15 protein-coding genes are annotated in these 15,508 nt (G+C 68.9%); 6 read left to right on the forward strand and 9 right to left on the reverse strand.

Going from position 1 to position 15,508, the window contains the following annotated elements; translation table 11 throughout:
- Positions 1-2 precede the first annotated feature (2 nt).
- Positions 3-404, forward strand: coding sequence for a nitroreductase family deazaflavin-dependent oxidoreductase (locus OO014_RS02585; protein WP_272460705.1), 402 nt, complete (start codon positions 3-5; stop codon positions 402-404).
- Positions 405-407: 3 nt separating this feature from the next.
- Here OO014_RS02585 and OO014_RS02590 read toward each other — a convergent pair whose 3' ends face one another.
- The 9 genes from OO014_RS02590 to rpmH all read right to left on the reverse strand — a co-directional run bounded on the left by OO014_RS02590 (position 408) and on the right by rpmH (position 8,113).
- Positions 408-1,277 carry an Fpg/Nei family DNA glycosylase gene (locus tag OO014_RS02590; RefSeq protein ID WP_272460706.1) on the reverse strand — a complete coding sequence of 290 codons (870 nt, stop codon included), beginning with the start codon at positions 1,275-1,277 and terminating at the stop codon, positions 408-410.
- Position 1,278: 1 nt separating this feature from the next.
- Positions 1,279-2,370, reverse strand: coding sequence for a ParB/RepB/Spo0J family partition protein (locus OO014_RS02595; RefSeq protein ID WP_272460707.1), 1,092 nt, complete (start codon positions 2,368-2,370; stop codon positions 1,279-1,281).
- Between the two features lie 216 nt (positions 2,371-2,586).
- Positions 2,587-3,648 carry a ParA family protein gene (locus OO014_RS02600; protein WP_272460754.1) on the reverse strand — a complete coding sequence of 354 codons (1,062 nt, stop codon included), beginning with the start codon at positions 3,646-3,648 and terminating at the stop codon, positions 2,587-2,589.
- Between the two features lie 773 nt (positions 3,649-4,421).
- Positions 4,422-5,207 carry a 16S rRNA (guanine(527)-N(7))-methyltransferase RsmG gene (gene rsmG, locus OO014_RS02605; protein WP_272460708.1) on the reverse strand — a complete coding sequence of 262 codons (786 nt, stop codon included), beginning with the start codon at positions 5,205-5,207 and terminating at the stop codon, positions 4,422-4,424.
- A gap of 112 nt (positions 5,208-5,319) precedes the next feature.
- A complete protein-coding gene (locus OO014_RS02610; protein WP_272460709.1) occupies positions 5,320-5,934 on the reverse strand; it encodes a protein jag in 615 nt (204 codons plus the stop codon).
- 135 nt (positions 5,935-6,069) lie between these two features.
- Positions 6,070-7,197, reverse strand: a complete 1,128-nt coding sequence (gene yidC / locus OO014_RS02615; RefSeq protein ID WP_272460710.1) for a membrane protein insertase YidC — start codon at positions 7,195-7,197, stop codon at positions 6,070-6,072.
- Positions 7,198-7,254: 57 nt separating this feature from the next.
- Positions 7,255-7,602 carry a membrane protein insertion efficiency factor YidD gene (gene yidD, locus OO014_RS02620; RefSeq protein WP_272460711.1) on the reverse strand — a complete coding sequence of 116 codons (348 nt, stop codon included), beginning with the start codon at positions 7,600-7,602 and terminating at the stop codon, positions 7,255-7,257.
- A complete protein-coding gene (rnpA, locus tag OO014_RS02625) occupies positions 7,599-7,967 on the reverse strand; it encodes a ribonuclease P protein component (RefSeq protein ID WP_272460712.1) in 369 nt (122 codons plus the stop codon). Before rnpA ends, yidD begins: the two co-directional genes overlap by 4 nt.
- Positions 7,968-7,975: 8 nt before the next feature.
- Positions 7,976-8,113, reverse strand: a complete 138-nt coding sequence (gene rpmH, locus OO014_RS02630) for a 50S ribosomal protein L34 (RefSeq protein WP_010849920.1) — start codon at positions 8,111-8,113, stop codon at positions 7,976-7,978.
- Between the two features lie 552 nt (positions 8,114-8,665).
- Here rpmH and dnaA point away from each other — a divergent pair.
- The 5 genes from dnaA (at position 8,666) to OO014_RS02655 (ending at position 15,476) form a co-directional block, all read left to right on the forward strand.
- Positions 8,666-10,438: a chromosomal replication initiator protein DnaA gene (dnaA, locus tag OO014_RS02635; protein ID WP_272460713.1), complete on the forward strand. Its 1,773-nt coding sequence runs from the start codon at positions 8,666-8,668 to the stop codon at positions 10,436-10,438.
- Positions 10,439-11,240: 802 nt separating this feature from the next.
- Entirely contained in the window at positions 11,241-12,368 is a 1,128-nt protein-coding gene (dnaN, locus tag OO014_RS02640; RefSeq protein WP_272460714.1) for a DNA polymerase III subunit beta, read from the forward strand.
- 161 nt (positions 12,369-12,529) lie between these two features.
- Positions 12,530-13,654 carry a phosphogluconate dehydrogenase (NAD(+)-dependent, decarboxylating) gene (gene gnd / locus OO014_RS02645; protein WP_420485469.1) on the forward strand — a complete coding sequence of 375 codons (1,125 nt, stop codon included), beginning with the start codon at positions 12,530-12,532 and terminating at the stop codon, positions 13,652-13,654.
- Between the two features lie 9 nt (positions 13,655-13,663).
- Positions 13,664-14,911 carry a DNA replication/repair protein RecF gene (gene recF, locus OO014_RS02650; protein ID WP_272460715.1) on the forward strand — a complete coding sequence of 416 codons (1,248 nt, stop codon included), beginning with the start codon at positions 13,664-13,666 and terminating at the stop codon, positions 14,909-14,911.
- Positions 14,904-15,476 (forward strand): DUF721 domain-containing protein, encoded by a 573-nt coding sequence (locus OO014_RS02655; protein WP_272460716.1) that lies wholly within the window; start codon positions 14,904-14,906, stop codon positions 15,474-15,476. The genes recF and OO014_RS02655 overlap by 8 nt, the downstream gene beginning before the upstream one ends.
- The last annotated feature ends 32 nt before the right edge of the window (positions 15,477-15,508 follow it).

Genomic DNA, 15,508 nt, shown 5'->3' on the forward strand with positions numbered 1-15,508 from the left:
CCGTGCCCCTGCCCCACGTCGTCACCGTGTGGAACAAGCGCTACCTCAACAAGCTCCTCGTGCATCTGGCCGGCCATGGACCGTTCGTCGAGCTCGAGCACGTGGGCCGGCGCACGGGTTCGGTCTACCGGGTGCCCTTGGTGGCGATCCGGCACGGCGGCCAGGTCACCATTGCCCTGACGTACGGACCCCGGGTGGACTGGCTCCGCAACCTGCGGGCCGCTCAGGGTGGGCGAATGCACCTCGGCCACAGCCTGCTGGTGCTCGGGCCGCCACGACGCATCGCGACCGCGGAGGGACTGCGACGGATGCCCCCCGGTGCCCGGCAGATCCTTGCGTTGACCGGCACCCGCGACTACGTCGAGTTCGACATCCAGTCGGAGACGCCTTTCACCGGGTGGTGATGGTCAGCGTCTGCGCCGGCGCTGGCACCCGGGGCACCAGTAGAGGGTCCGGCCTCCGATGAGCTGCTCCCGCACGATTCGTCCGCAGCGGTCACAAGGCTGGCCCGTGCGCTTGTAGGTGTGGAACCGGCGCTCGAAGTGATCTCCCAGGCGTTCGCCGGTCAAGGCCTCGGTGATGCTCAGTGACGAGCCGTCGGCCACCATCTCGGCCGCGGCATCGACCTGGTCCTGCATGGTGAGGATCTGGGAGAAGGCCATCCCAAGTGGCAGGAGGATGACCAGGTCGTTCCACACCCGCTCCCACAGCACCCGTCCCAGCTCCTTGCCGGGGGTGAAGGGGTCGATGCGATGCCGGAAAAGGACCTCGCAGCGGTAGACGTTGCCCACGCCGGCGACCACGGACTGATCGAGCAGCAGATCGGCGATCGCCTTGCGGCTCCGGGCAATTCGGTCCCAGGAGCGGAGCGCTCCAGTGTCCTGATCCGGTCGGTGCAGCGGGTCCGGGCCCAGCTTGGCGAGGACGGACTGGCGATCCTCCTCGTCGACCAGGGCGCAGATCATCGGTCCCCGCAGTTCCGCGACGTGGCTGCGACCTTCGAGCCGTAAACGCGCCGGCGTGCCGGGGCTGTCGTATTGAACTGCATGTTTCACGTGAAACGAGCCGATGAGGCCCAGGTGCACGTGCAGTATCAGGTCCTCGAAGTCGATGAAGAGGTGCTTGCCACGCGCGGTGGCTTGGTCGAGTGGTCGGCCGTCGAGCAGTGCCGCGTCCGCGGCGAAGCGCCCCTGCGGGCTGGACACGGCGAGTCGCTCGCCCCCGAGCGTCCGGTTCAGCCGAGCCGCAAGGGCGTGGATCGTGTGTCCTTCGGGCACGTCAGGAGCGCGACTCGAGGCCCATGATGCCCATGATCCGCTTGAGGTCCTCCATCGAGGCGAACTCGACCGTGATCTTGCCCTTGCGCTGCCCCAGCGAGATCGCCACTCGGGTCTCGAGGTGGTCGGCCAGACCGGTCGTGAAGTCGTCGAGCTGCGGGTGACGCGTGCCTGCGCGGGGACGCCGCGGCTTGGGCACCACATCGCCATCACCGAGGGCGACCAGCTCCTCGACGGTCCGGACTGACAGCCCTTCGGCGACGATCCGCTGAGCCATGCGCTCCATGGCCGCAGCGTCCGCCAGGCCGAGCAGCGCCCGCGCGTGACCGGCGCTGAGGACTCCGGCTGCGACACGCCGCTGCACGAGTGGCGGGAGCTTGAGCAGCCGGAGCGTGTTGGAGATCTGGGGTCGCGAGCGGCCGATGCGGTGGGCGAGCTCCTCGTGGGAGCAGCCGAAGTCATCGAGCAACTGCTGGTATGCAGCTGCTTCCTCGAGTGGGTTCAGCTGGCTGCGGTGCAGGTTCTCCAGGAGGGCATCCCGCAGCAGCGCGTCGTCCTGGGTGTCCTTGATGATGGCGGGGATCGTCTCGAGCTCGGCCTGCTGCGCCGCACGCCAGCGCCGCTCGCCCATGATCAGTTCAAACTGCTTGCCCTCTGCCTCGGCCAGTTGGCCAGCGGGGATGCGGCGCACGACGATGGGCTGCAGGACCCCGATCTCCCGGATGGAGTGCACCAGCTCAGCCATGTCGTCCTCGTCGAAGACCGACCGGGGCTGCTTGGGGTTGGGGCGGATCAGGTCGGTGACCAGCTCTGCGAACTCGGCGCCGGGCACAGGGGCCAGCCCCTCCACCTCCGGGGCCACGGGCTCCGAGCCGGTGGCCGCGGGAGCTTGTGCCACCACGGGGGCTGATCCGTTGGGCGAGGAGGCGCCCGATCCGTTGCTGGCTGTGATGCCGTCCCGGGACTCCCCCGCCGGCCCGCCGGCCTTCTGCTCCGGGAAGAAGACGTCTACCGGACGGCCGCCCCCGCCAGACGGCGCGCTCGGGATGAGCGCTCCCAGTCCACGACCCAGTGCCCGCCGCTTCTCCGCCATCTAGCTGTCCCTCCACGTTGTCGCCGCGACCATCGCGCCGGCCCAAGTCTAGGTGACCGTGCACGCAGGCATCGGCACGAGCAACTGGCGTCGCTCTCGTGTCGTCACCTGCACCGTTTCACGTGAAACAGGAACCGAGGTCGCCACGGACACATGAAACGGGCGGGCCTGTTTCACGTGAAACAGGCCCGCCCGGTGTCTTAGCGGCGCTTCGGGTCAAACCTGACCCGCGGCCCCTCGATCAGCGATCTCTCCCGCCGCCTCCAAGTAGGCGAGGGCGCCGCTGCTGGTGGGGTCGTAGGTCATCACCGTCTCGCCGAAACTGGGCGCTTCCGACACGCGAACGGAGCGCGGCACGGTGATTCGCAGTACCTGCTCGGGGAAGTGCTCACGCACCTCATCGGCCACCTGAGCAGACAACCGGGTCCGGCCGTCGTACATCGTCAGGAGAATCGTCGATACGTGCAGCGCAGGATTGAGGTGAGACCGCACGAGCTCGATGTTCTTGAGGAGCTGTGAGAGTCCCTCGAGTGCGTAGTACTCGCACTGAATGGGGATGAAGACCTCGGTCGCCGCCACCATGGCGTTGACGGTGAGCAGGCCGAGACTCGGCGGGCAGTCGATCAGGATGTAGTCGTACTCGTGGCCTGTCTCGGCCGCCGCGACGATCGCCTTCTGCAGGCGCGACTCACGGGCTACCAAGGACACGAGCTCGATCTCCGCCCCAGCCAGATCGATGGTTGCCGGAGCGCAGAAGAGCCCGTCAACGGTTGTGCAGGGCTGAACCACGTCGAGCAACGGAGTGCCGTCGACCAGTACGTCGTAGATCGACGGGACTTCGGCGTGGTGGTCGATGCCCAGAGCGGTGCTGGCGTTGCCCTGCGGGTCCAGGTCGATGACGAGGACCTTGAGGCCCGACTGAGCCATCGCGGCAGCGACGTTGACTGTCGTGGTCGTCTTGCCCACGCCACCCTTCTGGTTCGCAACCGTCATGACGCGACTGTCGAGGGGCTTGGGGAAGGGGCGACCAGTCAGCTGGATCCGCCGGCGCAGGTTCTCGGCCACCGCGTGCTCGTCATCGACCGACGCGTGGTGAGTGTCGGTGGGCACCTCGGTCGTCACCCCGGCACCTGCTTCCGCGGGGGCTGTCGGGATGGACGCCAACCTGTCATCCACATGGTTTTCCCCAACACCAAGGCCGGCCGATTCGTGCGGCACAGGCGCGTCGGCCGGCAGGTTTTCCACAGCCTCGTCCACAACGAGCTCGACCGCTGACATTGCAGGGGCTCCGCCATCGGCCGTGAGACTGCTGAGTCCCTCCGGCGGTGCGACGTCGCCACGGAAGTCGCGGGCCGTCCCCACCCCGGCTTCCTCGGCGGTGTGCTCCCCGTTTCCGTCGGGACTCGTCCGGGTGTCCAGGTCGGGGACTTGGTCAGTGCCGGTGCCCGCGCCTGATCCTGGGTGATCCTGCTGGTCGAGCGTCCCGGTGGAGAAGTAGATGTCCGCTCCGATCGCCCGACCATCGACGGCTGAGCGGGGCTCGGCGGGAGCGCTGGCGCGCAGTGCCGCACCCAGGCCTTCTGAGCGGAGGGTCTGGCCGGGCCGCAGTCCTCCTGCGACAGCCGGCTGCTGCTCGACAGTCGTCCCCGCTCCGCTGGCCGATGCGGCCCGCGCCGACACATCAGGCTCGGCAGGGACACGTGGACCCGTTTCGGAGGAGAGGGCCGACTCCTGCGTGTCTGCAGCGCCGTTCGGCTCTGGGGCGGGCCACTCGTAGGCCGGTGCCGAAGTGGTTCCCATCAATCCCGGGCTCTCTTCCGTGCTGGGGGAACCGTGGAGCTCTGACTCGGCCACGACGTCCGCCGCCCCGTCTTCGGTTTCACGTGAAACAGCTGCTGTGGCGTCCACCCAGCCGAGTCGTCGATGATCAGCCGTCGGCTCTGGAGTGGCAGTCGGCCAGCCAAGGTTGCTCACGGGGTCGTTCCCTCCAGACGGATGTTCGCCAGTGCTTCTGCGGAACAGCTTGCGCCAACGTGATGGTCTCTTGTCGATCATCTAGTACGACGTCCTCGATCGCGAGACGACGAGCCGGACGTTCGGCCACTCTTGGGCCGGTCCGCACGCCTTCGGGCTGAGCCGGCGCTCGACGGCGCCTGACGGCGGAAGCGCCGACGGTCAATGGAGTCCCCGATGGTCACACGCAGGACGATAGTCGGGTCCGCCACCATGCCTTCGCCAAAGGTCTCCACGGCGGCGTCGACAGCCCCCAGGCGGAGGAGCCGGGCGCGGCTCTCGGTCAGCTCCTCGTGAGCACGACTGCCCTTCAGTGCGAGCAACGAGCCGCCCGGCTCCAGGAGTGGCAACGTCCACTGGGCCAGTTGCACGATCCCCGACACCGCACGGGCAGTCACCCACGGGGCCGACAACTGGTCCCACAGCGACTCCGCCCGAGCGGTGTGGATCGTGACGTTGTCAAGGTCGAGCTGTGCGCTGACCCCCGAGAGCCATCCCGTTCGCCGGCTCAACGGTTCCACGAGGTGGATGTGCAGATCCGGTCGGGCAATCGCAAGGACGAGACCGGGCAGGCCGGCGCCGGAGCCCACGTCGATCACGGGCTGACCCGACTCGCCTTCCGGAATGGCGTAGTGCAGCAAGCCGCAGTTGAGGATGTGACGCTCCCACAGGCGGGGCGCTTCCCTCGGGCCGATCAGACCGTGACTGATCCCCGTGTCGGCGAGGATGGCGACAAAGGCCTCGGCCATGGCGATCCGCTTTCCGAACACCGCCGCCGCAACGGGGGGTGTGCGCAGTTCACCCGATTCGCCGGTCGGGGTCACCCCTGCACCAGAGTCGGCCATGGTTCTCCCGTCATCGCATCCTGGGGTCGCCTCCGGCCCCCTCAGGCGAAGGCCGGACTTCGTCCTGTTTCACGTGAAACGGCGACACCGATCACTTGGGCAGGATGATGATGTGCCGGTTGGGGTCAACGCCCTCCGACTCAGAGACGAGACCCGCAGCAGCGACCACGTCGTGCACGACCTTGCGCTCAAAGGCGCTCATCGGCTCCAGTGCCTGCTTCTGCCCGGACTCGCGCACCGCCGCGATGGCGGTGTCGGCGAGAGCGACGAGCGCAGCCCGCCGCTCCGCGCGGTAGCCGGCCACGTCCAGCATCAGCCGGCTCCGTTCGCCAGTCTCGGCCTGAACTGCGAGCCGTGTGAGCTCCTGGAGTGCCTCCAGAACACGACCGTCCTGACCGACGAGTCGACGCGGCACACGCCCCTCGTCCGAGTCGACGATCGCCACGGCGGCACGGTCCCCATCAACATCGACGTCGAGGTCTCCGTCGAGGTCCGCAATGTCGAGGAGGGTCTCGAGGAAGTCGGCCGCGACCTCTCCTTCACGCTCCAGCTGGGCCGTCCGCGCCGACTTGCCCTTCACGTGCGGGGCGTCCGAGCTGTCGGTGGTTCCCTCGTCAGCGACGACGGGAGTCGTGGGGTCAGCGCTGGGGTCGGCGCTGGGGTCGGTGGCGAGCTCGGTGTCGCCCTCGTGCGTGGTCTCACTCATCGGGAAATTGCTCCTTCGTTCACAAAGTTCCCACAACCTGTGGACAACTGCATCGCACGGTTGCGTCTTTCACGTGTTGGGGCCGGTTGCCCTGACGGAAGGCGGGAGCGGCTGGCACAGCCTGCCCTCGCTACCTCAGTTGCGGTCCTTGGCGGACGGGGGCTTCTTCGGCTTCTTCTGCTTCGCGCCACCCTGCGGACGCGGGCCGGACGAACCCGCCTTGGGCGTCGAGGCCTCGCCGGTCTCCGGCCGCTTCGCCGGTGAAGGGGTCTCGCCTGCGGGACGCGGGGTGCCCGTGCCCTTGGCGCGCTTCTTGCTCTTCGGCTGCTGGCGCTGGCCGGACTTCTGCGACTCGGTCTCGGCCTCGGTCGCAGCAGTGTCGAGACCGGGCACCGTGACGTGCTTGGTCGCACGCCCCTTGCGCTTGTCGCGCTCCTCCATCGCCTGGTAGGCGAGAGACCCCGGAGCCGGCATGTTGCGGATGACGTAGAACTGCTGACCCATGGTCCACAGGTTCGTCGTGGTCCAGTAGATGAGGACACCGACAGGGAAGTTCACACCGGAGATCGCGAAGAAGATCGGCATGAGATAGAGCAGGACCTTCTGCTGCTTCGCGAACGGGTTGTCCAGCGCGGCCGCCGGCATGTTCTTGCGCATCAGCTGGTGCTGCGTGGTGAAGGTCGTCACCGACATCGCGAGGATGAGGACGACCGTGAGGATCTTGGTGCTCAGGCCGTTGGCCGTGAAGAACGCATCGGAGAGGCGGGAGCCGAAGATCGTCGAGTTCTCGATCGACAGGGCCACTGCCTGGGTGATCGGCCCGACCGGGCTGCCACCGTTGGCGACGTTGCCCTCGGCGATGGCCCGCAGGTTGTTGAGCAGCTGGAAGAGCGCGAAGAAGAACGGCGACTGCAGCAGGATCGGCAGGCAGGAGCTGAACGGGTTGGTCCCGGTGCGCCGGTAGAGATCCATGATCTCGGCCTGCTGCGCCTTCTGGCTCTCCGGGTCGCGCTTGCCCTTGTACTTCTTCTGGATCTTCTGCATCTCGGGCTGGATGAGCTGCATCTTGCGCGACGAGTGGATCTGCTTCACGAAGAGCGGGATGAGCAGCACCCGGACGATGACAGTGAGTCCGACGATGGACAGCGCCCATGCCCACCCCGTCGGCAGACCGATGAGGTCGAAGAGCCAGTGCCACGCGTACATCACCCACGCCTCACCCAGCTTGATGGGGTAGAGCACGGTGTTGAAGAAGTCGAGCAACGTCAGTCCTCTGTCGTCAGGCGGCGGATCGGATGACCGCTCGCCACTGATGGGCAATCATGCCGGATGGTCAGGTGCGGTGCCGGGATCGGTGTCCGACGGCGGCCGGTAGTGCTCGGGTCGCCAGGAGTTCCGTTCGGACCAGGTGAGCGGGACGGGGTCGACCCCCCCGGGGGTCCAGGGATGGCAGCGCCCGAGTCGGCGGGCCGCCAGCCAGCCACCCTTGAGGGGGCCGAACCGCTCGAGCGACTCGACCGCATACGCCGAGCACGTGGGGTGGAAGCGGCAGGTCGGGGGTCGCAGCGGCGACACGAACCGCTGGTAGAGCCGGACGAGCCAGATGAGGGGCAACGCCAGCTGGCGGCCGAGCGTCGAGCTGGAACCGCTCCCCCCTCCGGTGGTCACGACGACAACCGAGGGCGCGAGTGGAGTAGTCGATTCACCTGGGACGCAACGGAATCCGCCAACTCCTGGTACGTCGCGTGCGCAGCCGCAGGGTTGGCCCGGACCACCACGTCAACCCCTTCGGGTATGCCGCTGAGCTGGGTCGCCATGATGGCGCGCAGTCGCCGTTTGGTCAGGTTTCGCGTGACGGCGTTGCCGACGGCCTTGGACACAACAAAACCGACGCGCGGCGGAAGATCCGTCCTCGCATCGGTCCGGTTGGCATGCACGACGACGAGTCGCCCGCCCGCTCTGCTGGCGCCTGGTCCGCGCACTGCCGACGTGAAGTCCGCCCGCTCACGCAGACGGTGACGTGCCGGCAGCACGCCGGCCCTCAGGCAGAGAGCTCGGCGCGGCCCTTGCGACGACGGGCGGCGAGGATGGCGCGGCCGGCACGCGTGCGCATCCGCAGGCGGAAGCCGTGCGTCTTGGCGCGGCGACGGTTGTTCGGCTGGAAGGTGCGCTTGCTCACGAGGTTCTCCGTTGCTTGCGGGCGGAACCGGCACAGGCCGACCCGTCCCGAGTCCAATCGAGTGGTTCAACTGCGGATTGCAGCTATGCGGCGACCGCAATCGGCAAGCCCGCGGAGAGCCATCGGATCCGAGGAACCGAGGGGCCGCGCCACGGGCATGCGAAAGAGGTCGCGGACACGCTCGGTCAACGATACGGGAGCGTGCGAAGAGGGGTCAAACCAGCGCTGCGGCCCCTGGCTCGGACCACAAACCTTCCCATCGTCGACGCGCCCAGCACGAATGCAACTCGACACGCCGCGCGAATCCTCGATTTCTGCCATTCAGGTTGTCAGTGCCATCCCGAGTTGTTAGGTTTTCGGTTCTCACGGTGACTGCTCTCCTGTCCCCTCCGCCACCATGCACAGGGTGTGGACAACCGTGTGGAAAACGTCGACAGGCAGGTCGGCGAGGTGACAGGGTGGACGTCACCGGCCCCGTTCACGGCGGGTCGGAGCGCAGTGGGGCACAGGGACAGCCAACGACAGGCAGAGCAGTCAGGGACGGGTGAAGCGGTGACGGGCGGAGACGTCGACTACGACCAGGTCTGGCAACGGACCCTCGCCACCCTCGGCTCGTCGGGTGTGACCGCGCAGGAGCGGGCCTTCGTCAGGCTGTGCCGTCTCGTCGGCGTCCTCGACCAGACCGCACTGGTCAAGGTGCCGAACACCTACACGAAGGACTTCCTCGAGACCCGGCTCAAGGCTCAGGTCGTCGCGACGCTCTCCGAGCTGCTCGGTCATCCCGTTCACCTGGCGGTGAGCGTCGACGAGACCCTCGACCAGGACGACTTCCGGCTCATCACCGACGAGCCCACCGGGCAGCCGGCACTGGCCGAGACCGGTCGGGTCGCGCACGCGTTCGGGACCGTGGCCACCGACCCGCACTTCGCCGCGACGGCTCCGGTCACCCCCAGCAGCGATCCGCTGAAGGATCTCGAGGCGAGCGCCCCCGACCTGTTGGCGGCCGACTTCGATGCAGCTCTGCCCACCCCCTTCACGGTCCCCCTCGCGCCCAGCGGGTCAGCTTTCGACGGGCTGCACGGCGAGCACCCACACATCAACCAGGTGCCGCGGCAGCTCCATCCCGACCAGCTCCGGCCGAGCCTCCACCCGGACCAGCTCCGTCCCGACCAGCTCAGGTTCGACCAGCTGCGCGCCGACCAGCAGGAGAACGGCCACGTCCATCCGCTGCCGGCGCGCGGAGGCGAGAGCGGACCCCTCCGCCAGCAGCGCGCGGAGCCGACCCAGGCCAGCGACACCCGGCTCAACCCGAAGTACACGTTCGACACTTTCGTCATCGGGGCGAGCAACCGCTTCGCCCATGCTGCTGCGGTGGCCGTTGCCGAAGCGCCGGCCAAGGCCTACAACCCGCTCTTCGTCTACGGGGAGTCCGGGCTGGGCAAGACGCACCTGCTCCACGCGATCGGCCACTACGCCCGCACCATGTTCCCCAACGTCCGAGTGCGGTACGTGAACTCCGAGGAGTTCACCAACGACTTCATCAACAGCATCCGCGATGACAAGGCGAGCGCGTTCCAGAGCCGCTACCGCAGCGTCGACGTCCTGCTCATCGACGACATCCAGTTCCTCCAGGGCAAGCTCCAGACCCAGGAGGAGTTCTTCCACACGTTCAACACGTTGCACAACGCCAACAAGCAGATCGTGATCACCTCCGACCTGCCCCCCAAGGAGCTCTCCGGCTTCGAGGACCGGATGCGCACCAGGTTCGAGTCGGGCCTGCTCACCGACGTGCAGCCCCCCGACCTCGAGACCCGCATCGCGATCCTGCGCAAGAAGGCCATCCAGGAGCGCATGTCGGTGCCGGACGACGTCCTCGAATACATCGCGAGCAACTTCAGCACCAACATCCGCGAGCTCGAGGGCGCCCTCATCCGGGTGACCGCCTTCAGCAACCTCAACCGCCAGGCCGTGGACCTGCCGCTCGCCGAGATCGTGCTCAAGGACGTCCTGCCCAACGAGACGCCCAACCAGGTCACGGCCGCGACGATCATGGCGGTCACCTCCGCGTACTACGCGGTGACCATCGAGGACCTCTGTGGCTCGTCACGGTCACGGCAGCTCGTCACGGCGCGGCAGATCGCCATGTATCTGTGTCGTGAGATGACTGACCTGTCCCTGCCGAAGATCGGCCAGCACTTCGGGGGCCGGGACCACACGACGGTGATGCACGCCGATCGCAAGATCCGCGAGCTGATGAGCGAGCGTCGGGCGATCTACAACCAGGTCACCGAGCTGACCAACCGGATCCGCCAGCAGTCCAGCTGACCCTCGCCGCGACTCACGTCGCCGCGGCCCGCCACCGACCTCGCGGTCGGTGGCTGCGCTCTGCCTGCCGCGTCCGCCGGTCCGGGGACCGCGTGCTCCTCGCGGCCGACCATTTCTGGTGGCTCGCACCTGTTGCGAAGCACACCTCTCGGGGTACGGGTCCGCCGATCCCGCGGGGCCGGCACGCCGCACGGGGATCGAGCGCTGGCCGCTGTCCCCACCGGTGGACAACCGTTGTGCACCGTATCCACAGGGTCTTCCACAGCTGTGTGCACAGCGAGACCGGTCCGTGACCAACCGTGGCCCGCGCTCAACCTCCCCCATTGTCCACTGCCTGTGGATAACTTTGTGGAGGGCACCGTCCACATCTCCCACAGGCGACCTGTGGACAACCGCTCGAAATCGCACACGTCGCACGAGTCATCCACAAGGGCCTGTGGACAGCTGTGGACAAAGTGCCTGATGTTGCGGAAAACAACGGGTGTTGCTGTGGTCGGCCTGTGGACACCCATTTCGCCGTCCACACCCCAGCCTTGTGATCGCCCGCGCCACCCACAGAAGCTCCACAACGGCTTCATGCACCGCGACGTGCGCCGATGCGAGTTGTCCACACTTTCCACACCACCTACGACTATGACGAGACTCCAGATCATGGCGATCCGCCCCGCGTACACCTGTGGAACGGACCCGGATGATCGAGCCGGGCGGGGCCGGGCCCCGAGCGTCGGCGCTGTGGTGCAGAATCGCTGGAACGGGCTAGTGTCTGAGGCCCACACGTCCATCGTCATGAAGTGAGTCCGTCGTGAAGTTCCGGGTTGAGCGAGACGTCCTGGCAGAGGCAGTCACCTGGGTGGCCCGCGGGGTTCCCGCTCGCCCGCCCGTGCCGGTTCTCGCCGGTGTGCTGCTCGAGGCCTCCGAGGACGGCAGTCTCACGCTCTCCGCCTTCGACTACGAGGTGTCGGCGCGCATCACGGTGCCAGCCGACGTCGCCGAGCCCGGCCAAGTGCTCGTCCTGGGACGGCTGCTCGCCGACATCTCCCGCAACCTGCCCGCCAAGCCCATCGACGTGAGCACCGACGGCACGAAGCTCAACGTCACGTGTGGCTCCTCGCGCTTCAGCCTCCGCGAGATGCCGGTCGCCGACTACCCGACCCTTCCAGCCGCCCCGGAGGCGAGCGGAACGATCGCCGGCGACGTCTTCACCCAGGCCGTGGCCCAGGTCTCCATAGCGGCTGACCGGGGGGACACCCTGCCGATCCTCACCGGCGTGCGCATGGAGGTGGAGGGCGACAAGGTCGTCCTGCTCGCCACCGACCGCTACCGACTCGCCATGCGCGAGCTCACGTGGACCCCCGCCAGCCCCGACGCCAACCACGTCGCCCTGATCCCGGCCCGCCAGCTCTCCGAGACGGCCAAGGCGCTGGGCGCCTCGGGCTCGGTCCAGCTGGCCTTCGGTGGGGGCGGCGACGGGCTGATCGGCTTCGAGGCCGGCCAGCGGCAGGCGACGACCCGTCTCCTCGACGGCGAGTACCCCAAGGTCACCTCGATCTTCCCGACCTCGGTCGACACCGAGGCCGTGATCGAGACGGCCGCCCTCGAGGAGGCGGTCAAGCGCGTCGCCCTCGTGGCCGAGCGCAACACCCCGGTGCTCCTCAAGTTCACCGACGGTCAGGTCGCCATCGAGGCCGGCACCGGCGACGACGCCCAGGCGAGCGAGGCGGTGGAAGCGGTGCTCCACGGCCCCGAGATCCAGATCGCCTTCAACCCGCAGTACCTCCTCGACGGACTCCACGCCGTCGGCCGGCCGTGGAGCCGGCTCTCCTTCACCCAGCCCAGCCGCCCGGCCGTGCTCACGGGGCAGGCCGAGGCCGACAGCGACGCCGACACCACCTACCGCTACGTCCTCATGCCGGTCCGCTTCGCCAGCTGACCGGCCGCCCGGCTCACCCATCCCAGGCCCCGCCCGAGGCGCGCCGACAGCGGCAGCCGGCTCAGCGGCATACGGCATGGGTATCGGCCCGAAGGACGACAGGACAACCCGCGCGGACTAGCCTCACTGGCATCTGCGCTCCCACGAGGAAGGCACCGCACATGCAGCTCGGTCTGATCGGTCTCGGCAGGATGGGTGGCAACATGCGGGAGCGGCTGCGCCGTGCCGGGCATGAGGTCATCGGCTACGACCGCAACCCGGACGTGTCCGACGCGCCCTCCCTCGAGGCCATGGTCGAGGGCCTCAGCACGCCGCGCGTCGTGTGGGTCATGGTGCCCTCCGGCGACCCCACCCGTGACACCGTCGCTCGCCTCGCCGAGCTGCTCGAGGCGGACGACCTCGTCATCGACGGGGGCAACTCCCGCTTCACCGACGACTTCGAGAACGCCAAGGTGCTTGGCGAGAAGCAGATCGGCTACGTCGACTGCGGTGTGTCCGGTGGCATCTGGGGCCTCGAGAACGGCTACGGCCTGATGTGCGGCGGCGACCCGAAATGGGTCGAGCGAGCGATGCCCATCTTCGACGCACTGCGGCCCGAGGGCCCGCGCGAGGAGGGCTTCGTCCACGCCGGGGAGGTCGGTGCCGGGCACTACGCGAAGATGGTGCACAACGGCATCGAGTACGGCCTCATGCACGCCTACGCCGAGGGCTACGAGCTGCTCGAGGCGAAGGACATCGTCAAGGACGTCCCCGGCACCTTCAAGGCCTGGAGCCGCGGCACGGTCGTGCGCTCCTGGCTGCTCGACCTCATGGTCGACGCCCTGGAGGAGAACCCGCACCTCGACGAGGTGTCGGACTACACGAACGACTCCGGCGAGGGTCGCTGGACCGTCGAGGAGGCCATCGCGCTCGGGGTGCCGGTGCCGGTCATCTCGGCCTCCCTCTTCGCCAGGTTCGCCTCCCGCCAGCAGGTGTCCCCGGCGATGCAGGCCGTCTCGGCGCTGCGCGGCCAGTTCGGCGGGCACCAGGTCATGACGCTCGCCGAGGGCATTGCGCTGCGTGAGGGCACGGTCCCGGCCACCCCGGCGAAGCACGACAAGGTCGCCCACGACGAGCAGTCGTTCGACGAGAAGGGCAAGGCCAGTGAGCGGGCGTTCGAGCGCGCCTCCGAGGCCAACGTGCAGACGGCGGCCGACGCCGTGGAGGCGGGAGCCCCTCCGGCAACCCAGCGCACCGACGAGGCGGACACCGCGCTCGGCACGGAGCGCGCCAAGCACTCCGACTGAGCGGGCCAGGTGCACGTCCGCCACCTGACCCTCAAGGACTTCCGCAGCTACCCGGGGGCCGAGGTCCCGCTGTCCCCCGGCGTCACGACCCTGATCGGACTCAACGGCCAGGGCAAGACCAACCTCGTCGAGGCCATCGGCTACCTCGCGACGCTCGGCTCGCACCGGGTCTCGACCGACCAGCCGCTCGTCCGCTTCGGGGCGAGCCAGGCCATCGTCCGCGGGGCCGTCGTGCGGGGCGGCCACGAGACGATGATCGAGCTGGAGATCACCCCCGGGCGGGCCAACCGCGCGCGGCTCGGGCGGGCCCCCGTCTCCCGGCCGCGCGATGTCCTCGGCACCCTGCGGACGGTGCTCTTCGCCCCGGAGGACCTGGCCCTCGTCAAGGGCGACCCGTCCGAGCGCCGCCGCTTCCTCGACGACCTCCTCGTCCAGCGCCAGCCGCGCTGGGCCGGGGTGCGGGCGGACTACGACAAGATCCTCAAGCAGCGCAACGCCCTGCTCAAGTCGGCGGCTCCGGTCCTGCGCCCCGGGCGCCGTGGCTCGAACCGTCCCCGTCCCGGCGACGCTCCGCTCGACGAGGCTCGGGAGTCCGCCCTGCACACGCTCGACGTGTGGAACGAGCACCTGGCCACCGTCGGCTCCCAGCTGCTCTATGCCCGGCTCCGGCTGCTGCGCGACCTCCGACCCGACCTCGGTGAGAGCTATGACGCCGTGTCGGCGACCGACGCCCGGGCCACGGCGCGCTACAAGAGCTCGCTGCACGAGGAGGCGGCTGAGCGGCTCGCAGCGGGGGACGTGCCAGAGATCGCCGAGCTGCGGCAGGCTCTGCTCGACAGCCTGGCCGCGGTCCGCGGATCGGAGATCGAGCGGGGCGTCAGCCTCGTCGGACCGCACCGCGACGACGTCGTCCTGACGCTCGGGGACCTGCCGGCCAAGGGGTACGCGAGCCATGGCGAGTCCTGGAGCTTCGCCCTCGGGCTCAAGCTCGCGGCCTATCGACTGCTCGCTCGCGACCTCGGCGACGACCCGGTCCTGGTGCTCGACGACGTCTTCGCCGAGCTCGACTCCGGGCGTCGCGAGCGGCTCGCCGAGCTGATCGGCGACTGCGAGCAGGTGCTCATCACCGCGGCCGTCGGGGCGGATGTCCCCGCCGGACTGCGCGAGCGAGGGCACACCTACGAGGTCGAGCTCGGCGAGATCCGCGGAGTCGATGCCGAGAGGCCGCCGGCGGAGGATCATGGGCCCGATGCCTGACGAGCCCGCCCCGCGCAGCGCCGATGACGGGCGCGACGACGAGACCCGGATCGCCGATGACGCCAGGATCGCCGACGCGGCCGCCTCGGCCCTGGCCCGCGCCCGCGCCGTGGCCCGCGAAAAGGGGCTGCGACCCGGGATGAAGCCGCGCCGCCGGCCGCGCGCCGACGACTCGGCCCAGGTCCGCTCGGGGGCGGGCCGGGACGGGCGCGACCCGACGCTCCTCGGCGATCAGCTGGACCGGCTCCTCGTGGACCGGGGCTGGCAGCTCGACGTCGCCGTGGGATCCGTCATGGGCCGGTGGTCCGAGATCGTTGGTCCGGACATCGCCACCCACGTCGAGCCGGTCTCCTTCACCGACGGCATCCTCACCGTCCGGGCTGACTCGACCGCGTGGGCGACGCAGATGAAGCTGCTCGCCTCGTCGGTGCTCGGGCGGGTCGAGGCGGAGATCGGGGCCGGCGCGGTCGACCAGCTGCGCGTGCTCGGGCCCGGCGCCCCGTCGTGGTCGCGGGGCCGGCACCGGTCCCCGGACTCGCGGGGCCCCCGCGACACCTACGGCTGACCCGGACACTGCCGCCCGTCTCGGCGGGCGAG

Source organism: Intrasporangium calvum, assembly GCF_028446585.1.
Classification (GTDB): Bacteria; Actinomycetota; Actinomycetes; order Actinomycetales; family Dermatophilaceae; genus Intrasporangium; species Intrasporangium calvum_A.